Source organism: Salipiger sp. ABN3_019, assembly GCF_056158605.1.
The window spans coordinates 367,339-382,094 of record NZ_JBSWTP010000004.1; the positions used below are offsets into that span (position 1 = coordinate 367,339).

General features: G+C 64.5%; 16 protein-coding genes. 10 read left to right on the forward strand and 6 right to left on the reverse strand.

The annotated features are described in order from the left end of the window. Window positions 1-59: 59 nt before the first annotated feature. Genes ACXAD2_RS05565 through ACXAD2_RS05575 form a run of 3 tightly spaced genes read left to right on the forward strand, consistent with a single transcriptional unit; the run spans window position 60 to window position 4,332 of the window. Window positions 60-1,130 carry a hypothetical protein gene (locus ACXAD2_RS05565; RefSeq protein WP_475167919.1) on the forward strand — a complete coding sequence of 357 codons (1,071 nt, stop codon included), beginning with the start codon at window positions 60-62 and terminating at the stop codon, window positions 1,128-1,130. Beyond that, on the forward strand, window positions 1,127-2,479 hold the full coding sequence (locus tag ACXAD2_RS05570; RefSeq protein WP_475167921.1) for an FkbM family methyltransferase: 1,353 nt from the start codon (window positions 1,127-1,129) through the stop codon (window positions 2,477-2,479). The genes ACXAD2_RS05565 and ACXAD2_RS05570 overlap by 4 nt, the downstream gene beginning before the upstream one ends. Beyond that, entirely contained in the window at window positions 2,476-4,332 is a 1,857-nt protein-coding gene (locus ACXAD2_RS05575) for a hypothetical protein (protein WP_475167923.1), read from the forward strand. Before ACXAD2_RS05570 ends, ACXAD2_RS05575 begins: the two co-directional genes overlap by 4 nt. Here ACXAD2_RS05575 and ACXAD2_RS05580 read toward each other — a convergent pair. Further along, window positions 4,329-4,994, reverse strand: coding sequence for a response regulator transcription factor (locus tag ACXAD2_RS05580; RefSeq protein WP_475167926.1), 666 nt, complete (start codon window positions 4,992-4,994; stop codon window positions 4,329-4,331). The two genes, ACXAD2_RS05575 and ACXAD2_RS05580, sit on opposite strands and share 4 nt — an antisense overlap. A 129-nt stretch (window positions 4,995-5,123) precedes the next feature. Here ACXAD2_RS05580 and ACXAD2_RS05585 point away from each other — a divergent pair, with 129 nt between their 5' ends. From ACXAD2_RS05585 to ACXAD2_RS05615, 7 genes are all read left to right on the forward strand, one after another. Continuing rightward, window positions 5,124-5,393: a MucR family transcriptional regulator gene (locus tag ACXAD2_RS05585; protein WP_475167929.1), complete on the forward strand. Its 270-nt coding sequence runs from the start codon at window positions 5,124-5,126 to the stop codon at window positions 5,391-5,393. A gap of 173 nt (window positions 5,394-5,566) precedes the next feature. Continuing rightward, the gene (locus ACXAD2_RS05590; RefSeq protein ID WP_475167932.1) at window positions 5,567-5,989 is read left to right on the forward strand and encodes a Ros/MucR family transcriptional regulator; all 423 of its coding nucleotides are present in this window, start codon (window positions 5,567-5,569) and stop codon (window positions 5,987-5,989) included. Between the two features lie 9 nt (window positions 5,990-5,998). Then, the gene (locus ACXAD2_RS05595; protein ID WP_475167935.1) at window positions 5,999-6,994 is read left to right on the forward strand and encodes a flagellar motor protein MotB; all 996 of its coding nucleotides are present in this window, start codon (window positions 5,999-6,001) and stop codon (window positions 6,992-6,994) included. A gap of 378 nt (window positions 6,995-7,372) precedes the next feature. Further along, window positions 7,373-8,098, forward strand: a complete 726-nt coding sequence (locus ACXAD2_RS05600) for a hypothetical protein (RefSeq protein WP_475167938.1) — start codon at window positions 7,373-7,375, stop codon at window positions 8,096-8,098. Window positions 8,099-8,174: 76 nt separating this feature from the next. Continuing rightward, a complete protein-coding gene (locus ACXAD2_RS05605; protein WP_475167941.1) occupies window positions 8,175-8,924 on the forward strand; it encodes a sigma-70 family RNA polymerase sigma factor in 750 nt (249 codons plus the stop codon). Then, window positions 8,921-10,270, forward strand: coding sequence for a flagellar hook-length control protein FliK (locus tag ACXAD2_RS05610; protein ID WP_475167943.1), 1,350 nt, complete (start codon window positions 8,921-8,923; stop codon window positions 10,268-10,270). Before ACXAD2_RS05605 ends, ACXAD2_RS05610 begins: the two co-directional genes overlap by 4 nt. A gap of 15 nt (window positions 10,271-10,285) precedes the next feature. After that, window positions 10,286-10,960: a flagellar hook assembly protein FlgD gene (locus ACXAD2_RS05615; protein WP_475167945.1), complete on the forward strand. Its 675-nt coding sequence runs from the start codon at window positions 10,286-10,288 to the stop codon at window positions 10,958-10,960. Between the two features lie 21 nt (window positions 10,961-10,981). On the opposite strand, the gene ACXAD2_RS05620 is transcribed toward ACXAD2_RS05615, so the two are convergent. The 5 genes from ACXAD2_RS05620 to flgF form a co-directional block, all read right to left on the reverse strand. After that, complete coding sequence (locus ACXAD2_RS05620; RefSeq protein WP_066111127.1) at window positions 10,982-11,623, reverse strand: hypothetical protein; 642 nt, start codon at window positions 11,621-11,623, stop codon at window positions 10,982-10,984. A gap of 97 nt (window positions 11,624-11,720) precedes the next feature. After that, window positions 11,721-12,485, reverse strand: coding sequence for a flagellar basal body L-ring protein FlgH (locus ACXAD2_RS05625; RefSeq protein WP_475167947.1), 765 nt, complete (start codon window positions 12,483-12,485; stop codon window positions 11,721-11,723). Next, window positions 12,482-13,153 carry a flagellar basal body P-ring formation chaperone FlgA gene (flgA, locus tag ACXAD2_RS05630; RefSeq protein WP_475167950.1) on the reverse strand — a complete coding sequence of 224 codons (672 nt, stop codon included), beginning with the start codon at window positions 13,151-13,153 and terminating at the stop codon, window positions 12,482-12,484. Before flgA ends, ACXAD2_RS05625 begins: the two co-directional genes overlap by 4 nt. 3 nt (window positions 13,154-13,156) lie before the next feature. Continuing rightward, the gene (gene flgG, locus ACXAD2_RS05635) at window positions 13,157-13,942 is read right to left on the reverse strand and encodes a flagellar basal-body rod protein FlgG (RefSeq protein ID WP_066111133.1); all 786 of its coding nucleotides are present in this window, start codon (window positions 13,940-13,942) and stop codon (window positions 13,157-13,159) included. Between the two features lie 13 nt (window positions 13,943-13,955). After that, the gene (gene flgF, locus ACXAD2_RS05640) at window positions 13,956-14,702 is read right to left on the reverse strand and encodes a flagellar basal-body rod protein FlgF (protein WP_475167955.1); all 747 of its coding nucleotides are present in this window, start codon (window positions 14,700-14,702) and stop codon (window positions 13,956-13,958) included. Window positions 14,703-14,756: the final 54 nt, after the last annotated feature.

Below are 14,756 nucleotides of genomic sequence, written 5' to 3' on the forward strand. Positions count from 1 at the left end.
TTGTTCAAGTATAATCAAGAATAGATCAGGAAGTCGAAGAACTGTTCGGGGCCTTGATCATGAAAGCCGAAAAACTCGCTTATTTCTTCGAGGCCTGCGAGCTGCGCACGGTTTTCGCCGAATGGCCCGAAGAGATTGGATTGGCGCTGTGCCTTGATGAGGCGGGCACCTGCGAGATGCTGTTGCACCATCACGACGAGGGGGCTGCGGTTCTGCGCAAGGCGGCGGCGGTGCTGGATGCGCCGAAGGGCGGCTTTGCGGTGGTGCCGCCGGTCGAAGGCTATCCGACGCGCCGGGTGCTGTTTTCGGACGAGCAGAAGCTGCTCAAGCTGGTGGCGGGCGAGGATGACCTTGCCGAGATGGCCGAAGACTATCTGATCAACTACCGCTTCGAGAAAGAGCGCAAGACGCGTCCCGCATCTGCCCCTGCGCCCGAGCCCGTCGCCGCCGCGCCGAAACCGGCAGAGCCCTTCCGCTGGCGCCCGAGGCTGCACTTTTCAGAGCCCGCGCCCAAGCCCCTGCGGCGCCGCAAGCCTCAGGCCAGCGAGATGCCCGAAGGCTATGCCTCCGCCGAGGTTGTGCGCGATGCCGATTGCCAGTTCGTCGAGGCGGAGATCAGCCTGGGCTACCGTGGCGTGCGGGTGACGCTGGCGCCGGAACTGGTGACGATCACCGCCCGCACCGTGCTGGTCGAAGAGGTCGGCTTTCGCGATGACTTCTCGCGCTTCGTCCTGCCGCGCAAGGCGGTGGCGGGCTGGAGCGCCGGTGAGCCGCTGGTGATCGACATCCCCGAGGTGCGCTTTCCCGCAGGGCTGCGCCAGCGCTTTGCCGCGTCGCCGCGTCTGGCAGAGGTCACGGTGACGGACCATGGGGTGTTCGTCGCCCCCGGTGCCATCGTGCCGCCGCCCGCGCCCGAGCCCGCAGCGGAAGAGATCGCGCCGCAGCCGCTTGTGGCGCCGCGCAAGGCCCGGTCGCGGCGCATCCTGTCGCCGGTGCGTGTGGCACTGGCCGTGCTCGTAGGGGCCGGGCTGATGACCGGCACCATGATGGACGCGGTGCAACTTCCGCTGGCCTTCGATGCGCCGATGTTCGATCTCGCCTTCGACACTGTGCCGGGAACCGAGAAATGAAATGCGCGGTGATCACGCCGGTCGGTCCGGGTCACGAAGCGCTGTTTGAGCAGGGCTGCGCGCCGTCTGTGGCGCAGGCCAAGGCCTTTGACATGGGGCCGTTCGCCGAGGTTCATCACTACATGATGGACGATACGGCGGGCCGCTATGGCCGCTCGGCCCGGCGCAACGAGGCGCTGCAGCGGGCGGTGGCGGAGGGCATCGACTGGGTGTTCTTTCTCGACGCGGACGACGTGCTCACCCCCAACGCTTTCGAGGCCTTTGGCCGGGTGATCGCCGCCGAGCCCGAGCTGGACGTGGTCTGGGGGCTGATCTGCACGCTGGAGCCTGACGGAGAGCCGCAGCTGCGCGAGGGTCAGCCCGCCACGCTGGACAGCCGCGCGGAGTATCTGGCGGTGGCGCCCTACAACGCGGTGCAGATCGGCGGGTTTTACCGCACCGGCCTTGCGGCGCGGATCGGTTTCGACACGGCGCTCGACACTGGCGAGGACTATAAGTTTTATTGCCGCCTCTGGGCCGAGGCGCGCTGCGCGAAACGGCCAGAGATCTTCTTTCTCAATAAGCGCGGCATGCATTCCACCGGGCCGCGGTCGGCCACCGGCGCGGACTGGAGCCGGGCGGTCGCGCTGCAATGGCGGGCGGAACTGGCGCAGGTTCCGGTCTGGGCCGAAGTGGAGGACCACTCGGGCAAGCCTGCGGCGCGCATGCGGCTGACCAACCCGGCGGATCTGATCCAGCACAGTCACGTTGAAGGGCGGTTTTTCGAGCATGACTCGCTGGCCAAGCTGCAGAAGCTGGTCAAGGCGCCTCGCCCGCGCATCGTCGAAGTGGGGGCCAATATCGGCAATCACGTGGTGTGGTACGCACGAAACCTCGATCCCGCCTGCATATATCCGGTGGAGCCGAACCCCGCGGCGCTGGAACTGCTTGATGAGAACATCGCGGCAAATGATCTCGAGGCCATGGTCGATCGCAGAGGCTTTGGGCTCGGCGCGGGCGCGGGCGTGGGGCGTTTTGAGGCGGTCACCGCCAATGCCGACAACCTTGGTGCGACGCGACTGGTGGCGACCGAAGATGGCGGCATCGAGACCTGTACGCTTGACGCGCTGCTTGGCGAGGACCGGGTTGATTTCATCAAGATCGATGCAGAAGGCATGGAGCTAGACGTGCTTGAGGGTGCGTCGGAGCTGATCGCCCGAGACCGCCCGGTTATTTGGGTCGAGATGCTGAAGGCGAACGTCATGGCCTTCGCCCAGGGCTGGTGCCGCCGCAATGGGTACCGCATTGCCGACAGTTGCTTTTACATCAACACCACCGATTACTTCGCGATCCCGAAGGAGAGCTCATGAGCACCCAAGTCCTCTCGCGCAAGGAAAAGCGGGCCATCGCGGCCCGCGGGGCCAAGCTCTATGGGGTGGGTGGCGATGCGGCGCTGGCGATCCATCAGGCCTATCAGTTGATCAAGGCGGACCAGCTGCCGGAAGCCTGCCAACTGGTCGTGCCGCTGACCCGTTCGATCCCCGACAACCCCCACCCTTGGGTCATCCTTGGCATGGCGGCGCTGAAGCGGCGTGAGGCGCAGACCTCGAAAGCGTTCTTCGCCAAGGCCGAGGAATTTGCGCCGAAGCTGATGGAAGTTCTGACGGGCTTGGCCAAGTCGCACTTCCTCTGCGGTGAGCCCGAGCCGACGCTGAAATACATGGCCGCGGCCTTTCAGGCCGGAAACCGCGAAGTTCCGATGATGAAGCTCTATCTGGGCTTGATGTCAAAGGCCGCCCGCGTGCCGAGAGCGGTGGAGGTGCTCGGGCCGATTGCCGAAAAGATCGACGATCCGGAACTGACGCTGGAGATCGGCACGCAGCTTGCCGAAACCGAGGACGGCAAGTCGGCGTCGGTGAAATGGCTCGAGCGCGGCTACGAGCTGTCCCCGGGCACCGATCAGGGCAAGATGGCGCGGCTGTCGGCGCTGTTCCACGCCGGGCGTATGGTCGAGGCCGAGGAGTGGGCGCGCGAGTTGCTGGCGGGCGAGTTCAGCGCGCGCGACGTGGTGATGGTGATCCTGCTGGGCGCGCTGCGCTTCCAGTCGCGCCATCATGAGCTGATCGAGCTGGCCGAGGGCTATGAGTTCACCGATCCGGCCTCTTATGCCCGTTCGCGTGCCTTCGCCGCCAACGCCTATCTGGATGCCGGCGACTACGCCGAGGCGCGCCACGCCTATCTTGAAGCGATGCATATGGTGGCCGAGCTTGAAGAGCCCGCCCGCGCCTATGGCACCTTCTGTTTCTCGTTGGGCGACTACGAAGAAGGTGTGCCGAACTACTTCCGCCGCCATACGCCGAACTACCGTGCGACGGTGCCCTCCGAAAACTCGGAGAAAGAAAACCTCATGGCGCAGGACCGGATCCTGCTCATTGGCGAGCAGGGCATCGGCGACCAATTGGCGCTTCTGGCGCTGACCCGCGTGCTGGCGGTGAAAGAGGGTTGCGAGGTTATCTTTGCAGCGGACCCGCGGCAGGTCGATCTGCTGGACGGCAACGCGCTTGGGCTGAAGGTCGTTGCGAAAGACGAGCTTGGGGTGACCATCGAAACCCCGGCAAAGGGGCAGGCCGTTGCGCTTGGCGATCTGGTGCGCTTCATTCCCGACCACCCGGCCGCGGCGCGTCGCGGCAGCTATCTTCGGCCCGACCCGCGCAAGGTGCGCGAAATCCGTCAGCGCTATGCCGCGCTTGCGGGCGATCGTCCGATCTTTGGCATGGCTTGGGCTGCGCGCAGCCTGATCGGCTACCTGCGCTCGGTGCCGCTGGAAGAGATGGTGCAGCTGCTGCCCGAAGGCGCCTTTGTGGTGAACCTGCAATATGGGCGCACCGACGAAGAGATCGCCGCCGCGCGTGCGGTGCGGCCGGATCTGGAGTTCTACACCGATCCCGACATTGATCAGATGAGCGATCTGGCGAGCTTCGCGGCGCAATGTGCGGCGGTCGAGCGGGTGGTTACCATCGACAACACCACCGCCCATGTCTGCGGCGCCCTGGGTCATCCCGAGACGCATGTGCTGGTGCCCACCGGCTCGGAGTGTATGTGGTACTGGGGCCGCGAGGCGGAGATCGATCCTTGGTACGGCGTGCTGACGCTGCATCGTCAGCAGCGCGCGGGCGATTGGAGCGCCCCGTTCGAAGCGCTGCGCAAGGTCTGCGCCGCCTAAAGCGGCGCGTCACCCTCCAGAACATAGCCCTGCGCCCGGATTGTCCGCACGCGCAGGGCGTCACCGTAATGCTCGGCCAGCTTCTTGCGGATATGCGCGATATGCACGTCGAAGCGCCGGTCGCCATAGCTCCACTCGGTGCCCTCGACCTCGGCGGCGAGCGCCGGGCGGCTGATGATCTCTCCACGCCGGGCGTTCAGACAGCCGAGAATGCGCTCTTCGAGCGGCGTCAGTCCAAGCTGCACCAGCCGCGCGGCGCGCTGCCCGGCGTGAGAGACGCGCTGCAGCCGGACCGAGAGCCTCGCCTGCAATTCCGAAGGATCGTGATCGGCGCGGAGCGCGTCATCGGCGCCGGCGGCAAAGATTTCGGCGGCACCGCGGGGCCGGTTGCCATGATCAATCGCAAGGATCACCGCATCGGGTGCGTGCCTGCGGACGCCAGCGATCAGCGCCAGCATGTCGTTGTCGCGCGCGCCATGGGCGGAGAGCCCGACAATCATCGCGGTCAGCGGCACGCCGGGCGCAATCAGATCGCGGGCTTCGGCGGGTCGGGCGCGGCGCAGCACCCGCCGCGCCCCGTTCAGCGCAAGCAGGTCGGCCCATGCGTTCCGGCGCGCGGTATCGCGCTCGACCACCGCAGCAAATGACGCACGCGGGGTCATGCGTCACCTCCCTGCCAGAATTCTGTCAAAAAAATTCCCATGAACCGACGTCAACTCTATTTGTTCAACCTAGATTAACCTTAGTTTCCTATTTGCCTCATCAGGAGATGTGCAAGAAGAGACAAGGGCATGGGTAAAGCGTTGCATGGGTTTCTGTCGCGAGTCTTTCGTTGGCGGCGGGTCGAGGAGGCACCGCTTTCCGAGGAGTCATATTCGATGCTGGTCTGCCGCGAAACAGGAATGCAAAAACCTTTGCTGCGCCGACACTTGCAGGAAGTATTGGGCATGACCCCAGAGCAATACCGCAAGAAATGGCGCCTGCCCGAAGATTCTCCCCTTGCCTCGAAGGCCTATATTGACCGGCGGGAAGCCGCTCGAAACATGGAGTGTGAAGGTTAAATTCCCCGAGAGACAAGAATCTCTGTAAGGTAAAAGTGCAGTCCCCGTCGCCGGGCACGTCTGGTCAAGAACAGACTACATGAAGAACAGACCTCAAAGTACAGACAAGGGCGGACAGAAGACCGTCTGGTTCCGGCGATGCGAACGCAGAAGACGATTGGCAGGATGGTAGAATGAACGGACATGACAACTCTCAGGATATGGTCGCCCGTATCGTGGCGGCATACGCTTCGCGCCCCGATGTGAGCCCGGATGAAATCGTAAGCCTTTACCGGCGCTTGACCGGTGAAGTTCATGAAGCACCGGTCGAAACCACGGCGCCAAGGGCCGAAGGCGGCCTGCGTCCGGCTCTGCCGGTCGATCAGGCGGTGACCGAAGACAAGGTCTATTGCCTGTGCTGCGGCCGCGGCTTCAAGATGCTCAAGCGCCACCTCGGTGCCGAGCATGGCATGACCGAAGCGCAATATCGCGCAGCCTTTGGTCTGGCCGAGGACTTTCCGCTGGTGGCTCCGAGCTACTCGCGCAAGAAGGCCGCTCACGCCAAAGAGGCAGGCCTCGGAAAATACGACCGCGCCGTAATGGCCGGGCAGGAGTAACACGGCACCATGGCAGGCAGGAACGAGCAAGCGATCATCATCAAGAAGGTCGAGGAGAGCGGCGGTCACGGCCATCACGGCGGCGCATGGAAAGTGGCTTATGCCGACTTCATGACCGCGATGATGGCGTTTTTCCTGCTGCTCTGGATCCTCGCAGCCTCTGATGAGGAAAAGCTGCGCGGGCTTGCCGACTATTTCACGCCCAGTCTGTCCGAGGCTGGAGGCCGGGGCGAGGGCCTGCTCGACGGTATGGTGCTGGCCGAGGATGGCGTGATGAGCGGCACCGACGGGCCGCATACGCCGGTGCAACTGCCCAGCTTTGGCCAAGAGAACCCGCTGGCGGTGTTCGACAGCCGGTTGCGCGACGTGGACTCGCAAGTGGTGGTCGAGTTTGACAGCCGCCCCGAGGGCGAGCAGGACAGCCAGACGATCAACACCGGCGAAAACGGCGTCGCCGATGGCGTGGCCGCAGCGCAGGCCGCCGCAGATGCCGCCGAAGTAGAGCGCGCCGAGCAGGACTGGCAGGAAACTCAGGACCGGCTCGAGGAAACCATCACCGATCGCGTCGCCGAAGACCCGCAGCTTCAGGCGCTGCAGGACAACCTGCTGTTCGAGCGCAGCGCCGATGGGCTCGAAATCCAGATCGTCGACAAGAACAGCAGTTCGATGTTCGCCACCGGCAGTTCGCGGATCGAGGCGCGCACGCGCGATCTGCTGCGGATCGTGGCCGAGGCCATCGTTGATCTGCCCAATGAGATCACCATTTCGGGGCACACCAACTCGGTGCCCTACACCCGCGCGGGCACCTATTCGAACTGGGAGCTTTCCGCCGACCGCGCCAATGCCACCCGCCGTGTGCTGGTCGACACCGGCGTGAATCCCGCGCGGATTAGCCGGATCTCGGGCCTTGCGGACACTGCCCCGCTGGATGGCGAGCACCCGGACGCCCCGGAGAATCGCCGCATCAGCGTCACATTGCAGTATCCCGCCGCGGCGCAGCCTTAATCCTCTGGGCGAGCACCCCAAGACGGCGCAAATTTTCACCATATCTAGTGTTCGATTTGCAGCACTACGCCGCATATCCACACGTAATTTCCGATATGTTAAGGAAAATCCGAGGGTGTGGAAAGCGCTAACATCGGCGAAATCCCCTTTCCATTTGATCAAGAATCGCGCAATTACAGCGCCTTAACGCAGCCTGCCCACCATCCGCATATAGAGTCTGGGAACGTCAAGAGACCTATATCTAGCGGTCTGGTTAACATTTGGTGGGTATGCGGAGATCCTCTCAAAACATACTGTGAACTCGGGGAAAAACTCACTGGGGCACGGGTAACGATCATGCGTAGTGGCGATGTACTTACACTTATCTGGCGGGACGGCGTGTCTCTGCCAGCCAAGAGCTATGGTGCGCGCTTTCAGGCGGCCTTCACCGCGATCCTGCCGGTTCGCGTGGCGGTTCTGCAGGCGGGTGGCGCATGCACGCGCCCGCTGGTGATGGCGGATGAGCTTGAGCTTGCGCCCGCGCTTCCGCTGGGGGACGTGCTGGTCGAAGAGCTGCCGATCGAGCTGCCCTATGGCACGATGATTGTGATGCTGCCCGAAGGATCTCGGTCCTTTTCGGAGCAGTTGGGTGAGGCTGTGGGCGAGGCGCTGCTGCTGGCGCAAAGCCTTGGTGGCGTGCCCATGGAGCATGAGACCGACGCGCTGTATCTGATGGCGCATGCGGCGGCGCGCCGTGCCGCCGCGCTGCGGCTGGAAGGGCATCGCGTGGATGCGCAGCGCTTCAGCATTGGTCTGGGCCGCTGCTTGGGGCGTCATTGGCTGGCGGACCGTCGCTCGCTGCTGCCCGATCCCGCGCTGTTCGCGCGTCCGGATTTCCTCTGGCAGCGTCAACTGTCCGTCTATCTCGCCGATTTGGACCCGGGCTTTTCGGCGCCGGATCCGTTCGATGTTCCGGCAGATCTGCTGCAGGTGTCCGACACGCCGCTGCCTCTGGCCGACTGGGCCGGACGCACCGAGACCATGCTCCGCGCGGTGATGGGAGCCCCCGAGCGCGAAGATGTGCCGTTGCAGAGCAGCCTCGCGACCCGGTTTAACCTTCAATAAATCATTATATTCTTCCGCCGGTTGAAGAACTGTGGTTACTTATTCTTGCAGGCAAGAATGAGTTGGGCGTTTCTTCATGATGTCCATGACGTACCAGACAGCGATGCGCGAGCCGTTCCTCGATGTAGAGCAGGAACGCAGCGCAATCTGCAGCTGGCAGGATAGCGGAGACCGGAAGGCTCTGGAGGTGCTGCTGCGCTCTCATGCGCGGCAGGCGTGGTCTCAGGCCGCGCGGTTCACCGACAACCCGGTGCATCTGGAGGATCTTGCCGCGGAAGGGATGCTGGGGCTGATCAAGGCCGCCGACTGCTTTGACCGCAAGCAGGAGGTGCGTTTCTCGACCTATGCGGCTTGGTGGGTGATGAATGGCATCTCGAGCGCTCTGTCGCGGATCAAGGCGGTGATCGATATCCCGGCACGCACCTTTCTCGATGCGCATTCCGGTCGTTTGCCGGAAGAAGAGCGCGCGCTCATCCGGCTTGCGACGCAGGGTATGGTGGCGCTCGATGGCGGCGACGATGACGAAGACCAGCGCCCGCGCGACATCCTCGTCTCGGCCGAACTGGGGCCGGAAGACCTTGTCTCGCAGCAAAGCGAGCGGGCGATGCTGACCCGGCTTCTGGCGGACGCGCTGGCCCCAATGACCCCGGAAGAGGCCGAGGTGATCCGCCGCCGCCGTCTGCAACCCGATCCTGAACCTTTCGGCAGCATTGCGCGCGATCTCGGCGTGTCGCAGGACCGGCTGCGGCAGGTGGAAAAGCGCGCGATGCTGAGGCTGCGCCGCAATCTTATTGACCGGGGTTTTTCACGGAACGTTTTGTCATGATCAATTTGCTCAGTGCCATCGGCGCGGCGACGCCCACCGATGCGGCGACCACGGCTCAGGAGGCTGAGGCCGAAACGCCTTTTGCCGGACTGCTTGCGCTGCTCGGCGGTGAGGCGGCGACGGAAGGGGAGGAGGCGCAGGAGGGCACGCTGTTCGATCTTCTGGCTGAGACCGAGGCGGCGCTGTCCGATCCCGATCTGAGCGACGCCGAGATCGCCGATATCCTTGCCCCACTTCTTGCCCGGCTTGGGGCGGAACTCTCGGCGAACCCGGCGCTGATGTCGCGGGTCGAGGCCATGGTGGCCGACCTTGGCGATGCGCAGGCCGAGACCCTCGAGGCAAGCGCCGAAACCGAAGAGGCCGAGACGCCGTGGCGGCAGCTCGCGGCGGGCGTGTCGGACCTGCAGGATCTGCTCGACGGCTCCGAAGAGATCGAGGGCGACGGCGCGGAGCTTGCCGCGCTGCTGAGCCACGTTCTGGATGTGGCGGCGGAGATGACGCAGGAGGTTGCGCGGCCTTTCAGCCCGGTTCTTGTGGCGCTCGACCAACTGGTCGCGGCACCGCTGCGCGGCGCAGGGATGGTGCAGGGCACCGATGCGCCGCAGGCGGCGGCGGATCTGACCGACCTGGCCGCGGAGCAGTTGCAGGAGACGCAGGCAGACACAAATGCCGAGACCGGGGAGCAGGGGGCAGAGACCGGCACCGAGGACGCCCCGGAGTTTGGCACGGACGCGCAACGTGCGGCGCAGACCTCCGCCGCCGCTTTCACGCCCGCCGCTCTGAGCGGTGGGGACGCGCAGCTACAGGTGGCGCAAAGCACGACACTGCAGGGGCAGGCCACGCCTTTGGCCCCGGTGTCGGCCATGCCGATCGCCGCGAGCGCCATGGCGGCCTCGCAGCTTGCCGGAAACGCACCGCAAATGGCGGCGCCGCAAGGGCAGGAAATCATGGGCCAGATCCGCGCCAACCTGCGCGACGATGGACAGATCAAGGTCGAGCTGAAACCCGAAGGGCTGGGCAAGGTGGAGATCTCGCTCGGGCCGGATGAGGCGGGCAAGATGCAGGTGGTTGTGCGGGCCGATCAGGCGGCGGTGCTGTCGGCGCTGCGCGCGGACCGCGACGGGCTGGTCGCCATGCTGCGCGATGCCGGGCACGCGGTGGAGGATGGCGCGCTCAGCTTCTCCGACCTTGGCAGCGATACCGGCGCGCAGGGCGGAGCCAGCGACGGCTCCGGCAGCGGCTTTATCACTTACGGGACCGAGGGTGACGAGGCTTCGGGCCTTGCCGAAGCGGCGCAGACAGAAACCCTCCGCCTGCCCGAGGGCAGCGTGGACATCAGGATTTGACGGGGACGGTTCACTATGGCGATTGATCCATTCGGCACGACCACCACAAGCACCACGACCACCTCGGCAAGCTCCTCGATGAGCCAGCTTTCCGAGGACTACGAGAGCTTTATCACGCTGCTGACCGCGCAGATCGAGAACCAGAACCCGCTCGAGCCGATGGACAGCACGACGTTCATCTCGCAGCTGGCGCAGCTCAGTCAGGTCGAACAGTCGGTGGCGACCAACTCGAACCTCGAAGGCATCGCCTCGCAGCTGGCCTCAATGGGTGCGATCACCGGGCTTTCGCTGATCGGGCGCTCGGTCGTTGCCGCAACCGATGAGGTGACGCTGGAGAGCGATGGCGCTTCGGCGGATTTGTCTTACGCGCTGGCATCGGACGCCGCGAGCGTGACGATGACGATCAGCGCCGAGGATGGCACGGTGCTGCGGACCTACACTGGGCTCGAGACCTCATCCGCCGAGCGCCAGACCGTCACTTGGGATGGGATGGATTACGAAGGTCTGCCGCTGCCCGCGGGCACCTATACGGTGAGTGTCGAGGCGCTGGACACCGATGGCAACACCATCGCTTCGCAGACTTACGCGCCGGCGAAAGTCGCCAGCATGACCTATGAAGACGGCCTCGCCACGCTCCATCTGGAGAATGGCGACACCGTTCTTGCGGGGGCTGTCGAAGAAATCCTCTGATGTGGCGCGCGGCCCGGACCGTCAGGTCCGGGGCACGTCGGCCTTCACCAAAGACAGGAAGAGGACTTCGGAGACATCGTCGCCGAAGTCCTTTTTCAGATCTGCGGACAGGGCTTTCGACAACTCGCCGGTGTCGATGTTCACGCCCTTCATCGTCGGGCCGTCTGCAGCGCGGTGCATCGAGGTCAGGATCGCGTCGCGCAGTCGCGAGGCGTTCTCGGCCACGTTGAAGGTGACGGCGGTCTGGCTGTCACGCATGGCGACGCCGACTTCCGAGACCACATAGGTGATGCTCTCGGCGCGATAGACCGGCACGCTGATCTTGCCCAGCGTCACGACGCTGGAATCGCCCAGACGATCCTCGGTCAGCACGCCCGGCGGCGTTTCGGCCTCGGCCTTGATCTCGGTTTCCCGATGCGCGCCATTGTCGGCGTGCTCATTGTGCTGCGGCGTTCCGATCGCGCCGCCATCCTCGGGCGAGGTGGCGTGAGCGGGGGCCTCGGTCGCCAGATCGTCGAGGATCTGCTCGGCCTCGGAAGGGCCGGCTTCTGCCGTCTGCTCTTCCTGCGGATGCGCAGCGGGGGCCAGAGCTTGTCCGGCACCATAGCCCACGGCCCCAAAAATAAGGGGCAGCGCGGCCAGGGCGATGTATGATTTCTTCATAACGAAGTCCCGCAGTTTCTACTGTCAGGGTCCGGTATGGCCGACGATTCGGGCGAGAGTTTTCTCAAATAGCGGCGTTAATCCGGCCACTTCGCACTCAATACGGCAGGATTACGTCCATGACGTCTTCGCCATAGCCGCGCGTCTGCTGACGGCTGACCGAGCCCCGGCCACCATAAGAGATGCGCGCTTCGGCGATCTTGTCGTAGGGGATGGCGTTGGTGCGGTCGATGTCCTGCGGGCGGATGATGCCGGTCACGCGCAGTTCGCGCAGCTCTTCGTTGACCTTCACCTCTTGCCGGCCCGCGACGACGAAATTGCCGTTCGGCAGTTCCTGCACCACCAGCGCGGCCATGCGCAGGTTGATGGTCTCTTCGCGGTCGATCGAGCCAGAGCCAGAGGCGCCGGTGGTCGAGGTGATGTCCACGATATTGTCCCCGGAGGGCAGATCGTCGGGGCCGACGCCGGGCAGGATTTTGTCGATCTGCGTGCCGTATCCAAAGAAGCTGGGGAAGCCCAGCGTCGAGCCACCCGTGCGGGTCCGGTCCAACTCGTTGCTCAGCGAGGCCTCGTCCTCGATTTCGACGAGGATGGTGAGGATGTCGCCGATCTGCGTGGCGCGCTGATCGCCGAAGAAGCCGGACGAGCCGCGCTCCCAAAGCGAGGCACCCTCGGCACGGTAGGGGATGCGGTCGGGCTTGGGCGGCGGCATCGGGATGTTGACGCTGCGCGCCTCAGCCAGCGTCTGCGGATCCAGTCCGACCCGGCTCACTTCGGGGTCACGGTCGAAAGCGGGGCTGCCGCAGCCAGCCAGAAGGCCAAGCGCGGAAACGGCCATCAGGCCATGGCGAAGCGGGGTCATCGGATCACCTCCACGAGCCCCTCTTGGCGCGCAACGGCGACGAGAGGGGTGTTGCTGACGAGATTGACGATGCGCACATCCTGCCCGCGATGGGCATCGGTGAGCGCGCGGCCGGGGGCTGTGACCACCAAACGACCGTCATCATAGAGAATATTCACCTTGTCGCCGCGGCCGATCACCAGCGGCTGCATCACCGATTGGGTCATCACCGGGCGGCCCTGCGCCAGCATCCGGCGCACCTGCATCCCGGCCAGCCCGTCGGGGTTGGTCACGGTGAAGGCACCGACACGGCTCAGCGGCATGTCGACGATCTTGATGTCGGCCTCGGTGATCAGCTCACCCGGCATCAGGCGGCGGATCGGCACCGGCAGGCTTTGGGTGGCGACGACAAAGCCCTGCAGCCGCTGGGTGACACCTTCATCGGTGACCGCATTGGCGAGGAACTGGCCGCTGTCCCGATCCATCCAGAAGGCCGAGATCATCTCGGCGTCTTCGATCTGCGCGCCCTTGAAGCGCACCCGCAGGTCCGCCGCCGCGGGCAGCGCTTCGGCCCAGCTCATCCGGGCCTGCTCTTCGATGAGCACCGCAGGGTCTTCGGCCTGCGCGGCGAGCGGTGCCAGCACGAGCGCGACCAGAAGCGAGGCGAGGTGCAGAACGGGGCGGGCCATGGCTTACCTGATCTGGTTGGCCGCAGACATCATCTGATCGGCGGTCTCGATGGCCTTGGAGTTCATCTCATAGGCGCGCTGCGCCTGAATGAGATCGGTGATCTGCCGGATGATGTCGACGTTCGAGCTTTCCAGATAGCCCTGACGCAGGATGCCGACGCCCTCATCGCCCGGCACCGCAGGGATCGGATCGCCCGAGGCGACGGTGGCTTCCAGCAGGTTGTTGCCCAGCGGGCGCATGCCTGCGTCGTTGACGAAGGTCGTCAGTGTCAGCTGCCCAACCTCGACCGGAATGGTGTCATCGCCGACATAGGCGCTGACGATGCCGGTCTCACTCACCTCGATTGAGACGGTATCATCGGGCAACACGATCCCGGGGTCGATCTCGAACCCCTGTTCGTTGACGATCTGCCCCTCGGCGGATAGGCGGAACGAGCCGTCGCGGGTATAGGCCTGCGCGCCGTCGGGCATGTTCACGGTGAAATAGCCGCGCCCGTCGATCGCCATGTCGAGTTGGTTCTCGGTCTGCGCCAGCCCGCCTTGGGTGTTCAGACGAACCGTGCCCGCGGTGCGCACACCAAGACCGATGTCGAGCCCGGTGGGGCGGGTGTTGCCCTCTTCGGCGGTCACCGCGCCTTCGCGCGCGACGTTCTCGTAGATCAGGTCGGTGAAGCTGGCGCGCGACGCCTTGAAGCCCGTGGTGTTGGCGTTGGCGATATTGTTGGAGATGACGTCGACGTTGGTCTGCTGCGCCATCATGCCGGTTGCGGCGATCCCGAGTGCCTTCATGGTCGTCCCTTCCTCAGCTGTTCCGGATCCGGGTCAGCATTTCCTTTTTCAACTCGTCATCCTGCTGCACCAAATTCAGCGATTGCTGATAGGCCTGCTGGATCTCGATCAGCCGGGTCACCTCGGTCACCGCCTGAACATTGCTCATCTCGACCGCGCCTTGGATCACCTGCGTGTTGGTCTCATCGGCGAGCAGCTGGGCATTGCCATCCTGCGGCACGAACATGCCACCACCAGAGCGGCCAAGGCTCTGGCGATCGGGCAGGGTGAAGACGCCGACCTGCCCAAGCACCGCGCCCTCGGCGTCCGAGATCACCCCGTCGTCCGAGATGCTGACGGTCGAGGCCTGATCGGGGGGCAGCACCATCGGAGCGCCGCCCGCATCGAGGATCTGCGCGCCGCTGGCGGTGATCACCCGCCCCTGCGCATCCAGTATAAGGGCGCCGTCACGCCCGAAGGCCGTGTCGCCCTGCGGCGTTTCATAAGCGAACCAGCCCTCACCGCTGAGCGCGAGGTCGAGCGTGTTGCCGGTGGGCATCACAGCGCCCGAGCTGTTGTCCACGTAGGATCCGCGGTCGAGCACGTAGTTCGTGCCTTCTCCGGCCAGCGCCGCGTCGTCTTTCTGCAGATAGGTTTCGAACAGCACACGCTCGGCTTTGAAGCCGGTGGAATTGGCATTGGCGATGTTGTTCGACGTCACGTCCATCTGCCGCTCGAGCGCGGTCAGCCGGGAAAGCGCGACATAAATCGAATTATCCATGCAAATTGCCTATTAATGTTTGCGTGACCATTCTTTTCTTGCTGATGATGCGGC

Excerpts from the sequence above, each read along its gene's own strand:
- ACXAD2_RS05565 (WP_475167919.1), top strand. The coding sequence starts at position 60 with ATGAAAGCCGAAAAACTCGCTTATTTCTTCGAGGCCTGCGAGCTGCGC.
- ACXAD2_RS05570 (WP_475167921.1), top strand. The coding sequence starts at position 1,127 with ATGAAATGCGCGGTGATCACGCCGGTCGGTCCGGGTCACGAAGCGCTG.
- ACXAD2_RS05575 (WP_475167923.1), top strand. The coding sequence starts at position 2,476 with ATGAGCACCCAAGTCCTCTCGCGCAAGGAAAAGCGGGCCATCGCGGCC.
- ACXAD2_RS05580 (WP_475167926.1), bottom strand. The coding sequence starts at position 4,994 with ATGACCCCGCGTGCGTCATTTGCTGCGGTGGTCGAGCGCGATACCGCG.
- ACXAD2_RS05585 (WP_475167929.1), top strand. The coding sequence starts at position 5,124 with ATGGGTAAAGCGTTGCATGGGTTTCTGTCGCGAGTCTTTCGTTGGCGG.
- ACXAD2_RS05590 (WP_475167932.1), top strand. The coding sequence starts at position 5,567 with ATGAACGGACATGACAACTCTCAGGATATGGTCGCCCGTATCGTGGCG.
- ACXAD2_RS05595 (WP_475167935.1), top strand. The coding sequence starts at position 5,999 with ATGGCAGGCAGGAACGAGCAAGCGATCATCATCAAGAAGGTCGAGGAG.
- ACXAD2_RS05605 (WP_475167941.1), top strand. The coding sequence starts at position 8,175 with ATGATGTCCATGACGTACCAGACAGCGATGCGCGAGCCGTTCCTCGAT.
- ACXAD2_RS05610 (WP_475167943.1), top strand. The coding sequence starts at position 8,921 with ATGATCAATTTGCTCAGTGCCATCGGCGCGGCGACGCCCACCGATGCG.
- ACXAD2_RS05615 (WP_475167945.1), top strand. The coding sequence starts at position 10,286 with ATGGCGATTGATCCATTCGGCACGACCACCACAAGCACCACGACCACC.
- ACXAD2_RS05620 (WP_066111127.1), bottom strand. The coding sequence starts at position 11,623 with ATGAAGAAATCATACATCGCCCTGGCCGCGCTGCCCCTTATTTTTGGG.
- ACXAD2_RS05625 (WP_475167947.1), bottom strand. The coding sequence starts at position 12,485 with ATGACCCCGCTTCGCCATGGCCTGATGGCCGTTTCCGCGCTTGGCCTT.
- flgA (WP_475167950.1), bottom strand. The coding sequence starts at position 13,153 with ATGGCCCGCCCCGTTCTGCACCTCGCCTCGCTTCTGGTCGCGCTCGTG.
- flgG (WP_066111133.1), bottom strand. The coding sequence starts at position 13,942 with ATGAAGGCACTCGGGATCGCCGCAACCGGCATGATGGCGCAGCAGACC.
- flgF (WP_475167955.1), bottom strand. The coding sequence starts at position 14,702 with ATGGATAATTCGATTTATGTCGCGCTTTCCCGGCTGACCGCGCTCGAG.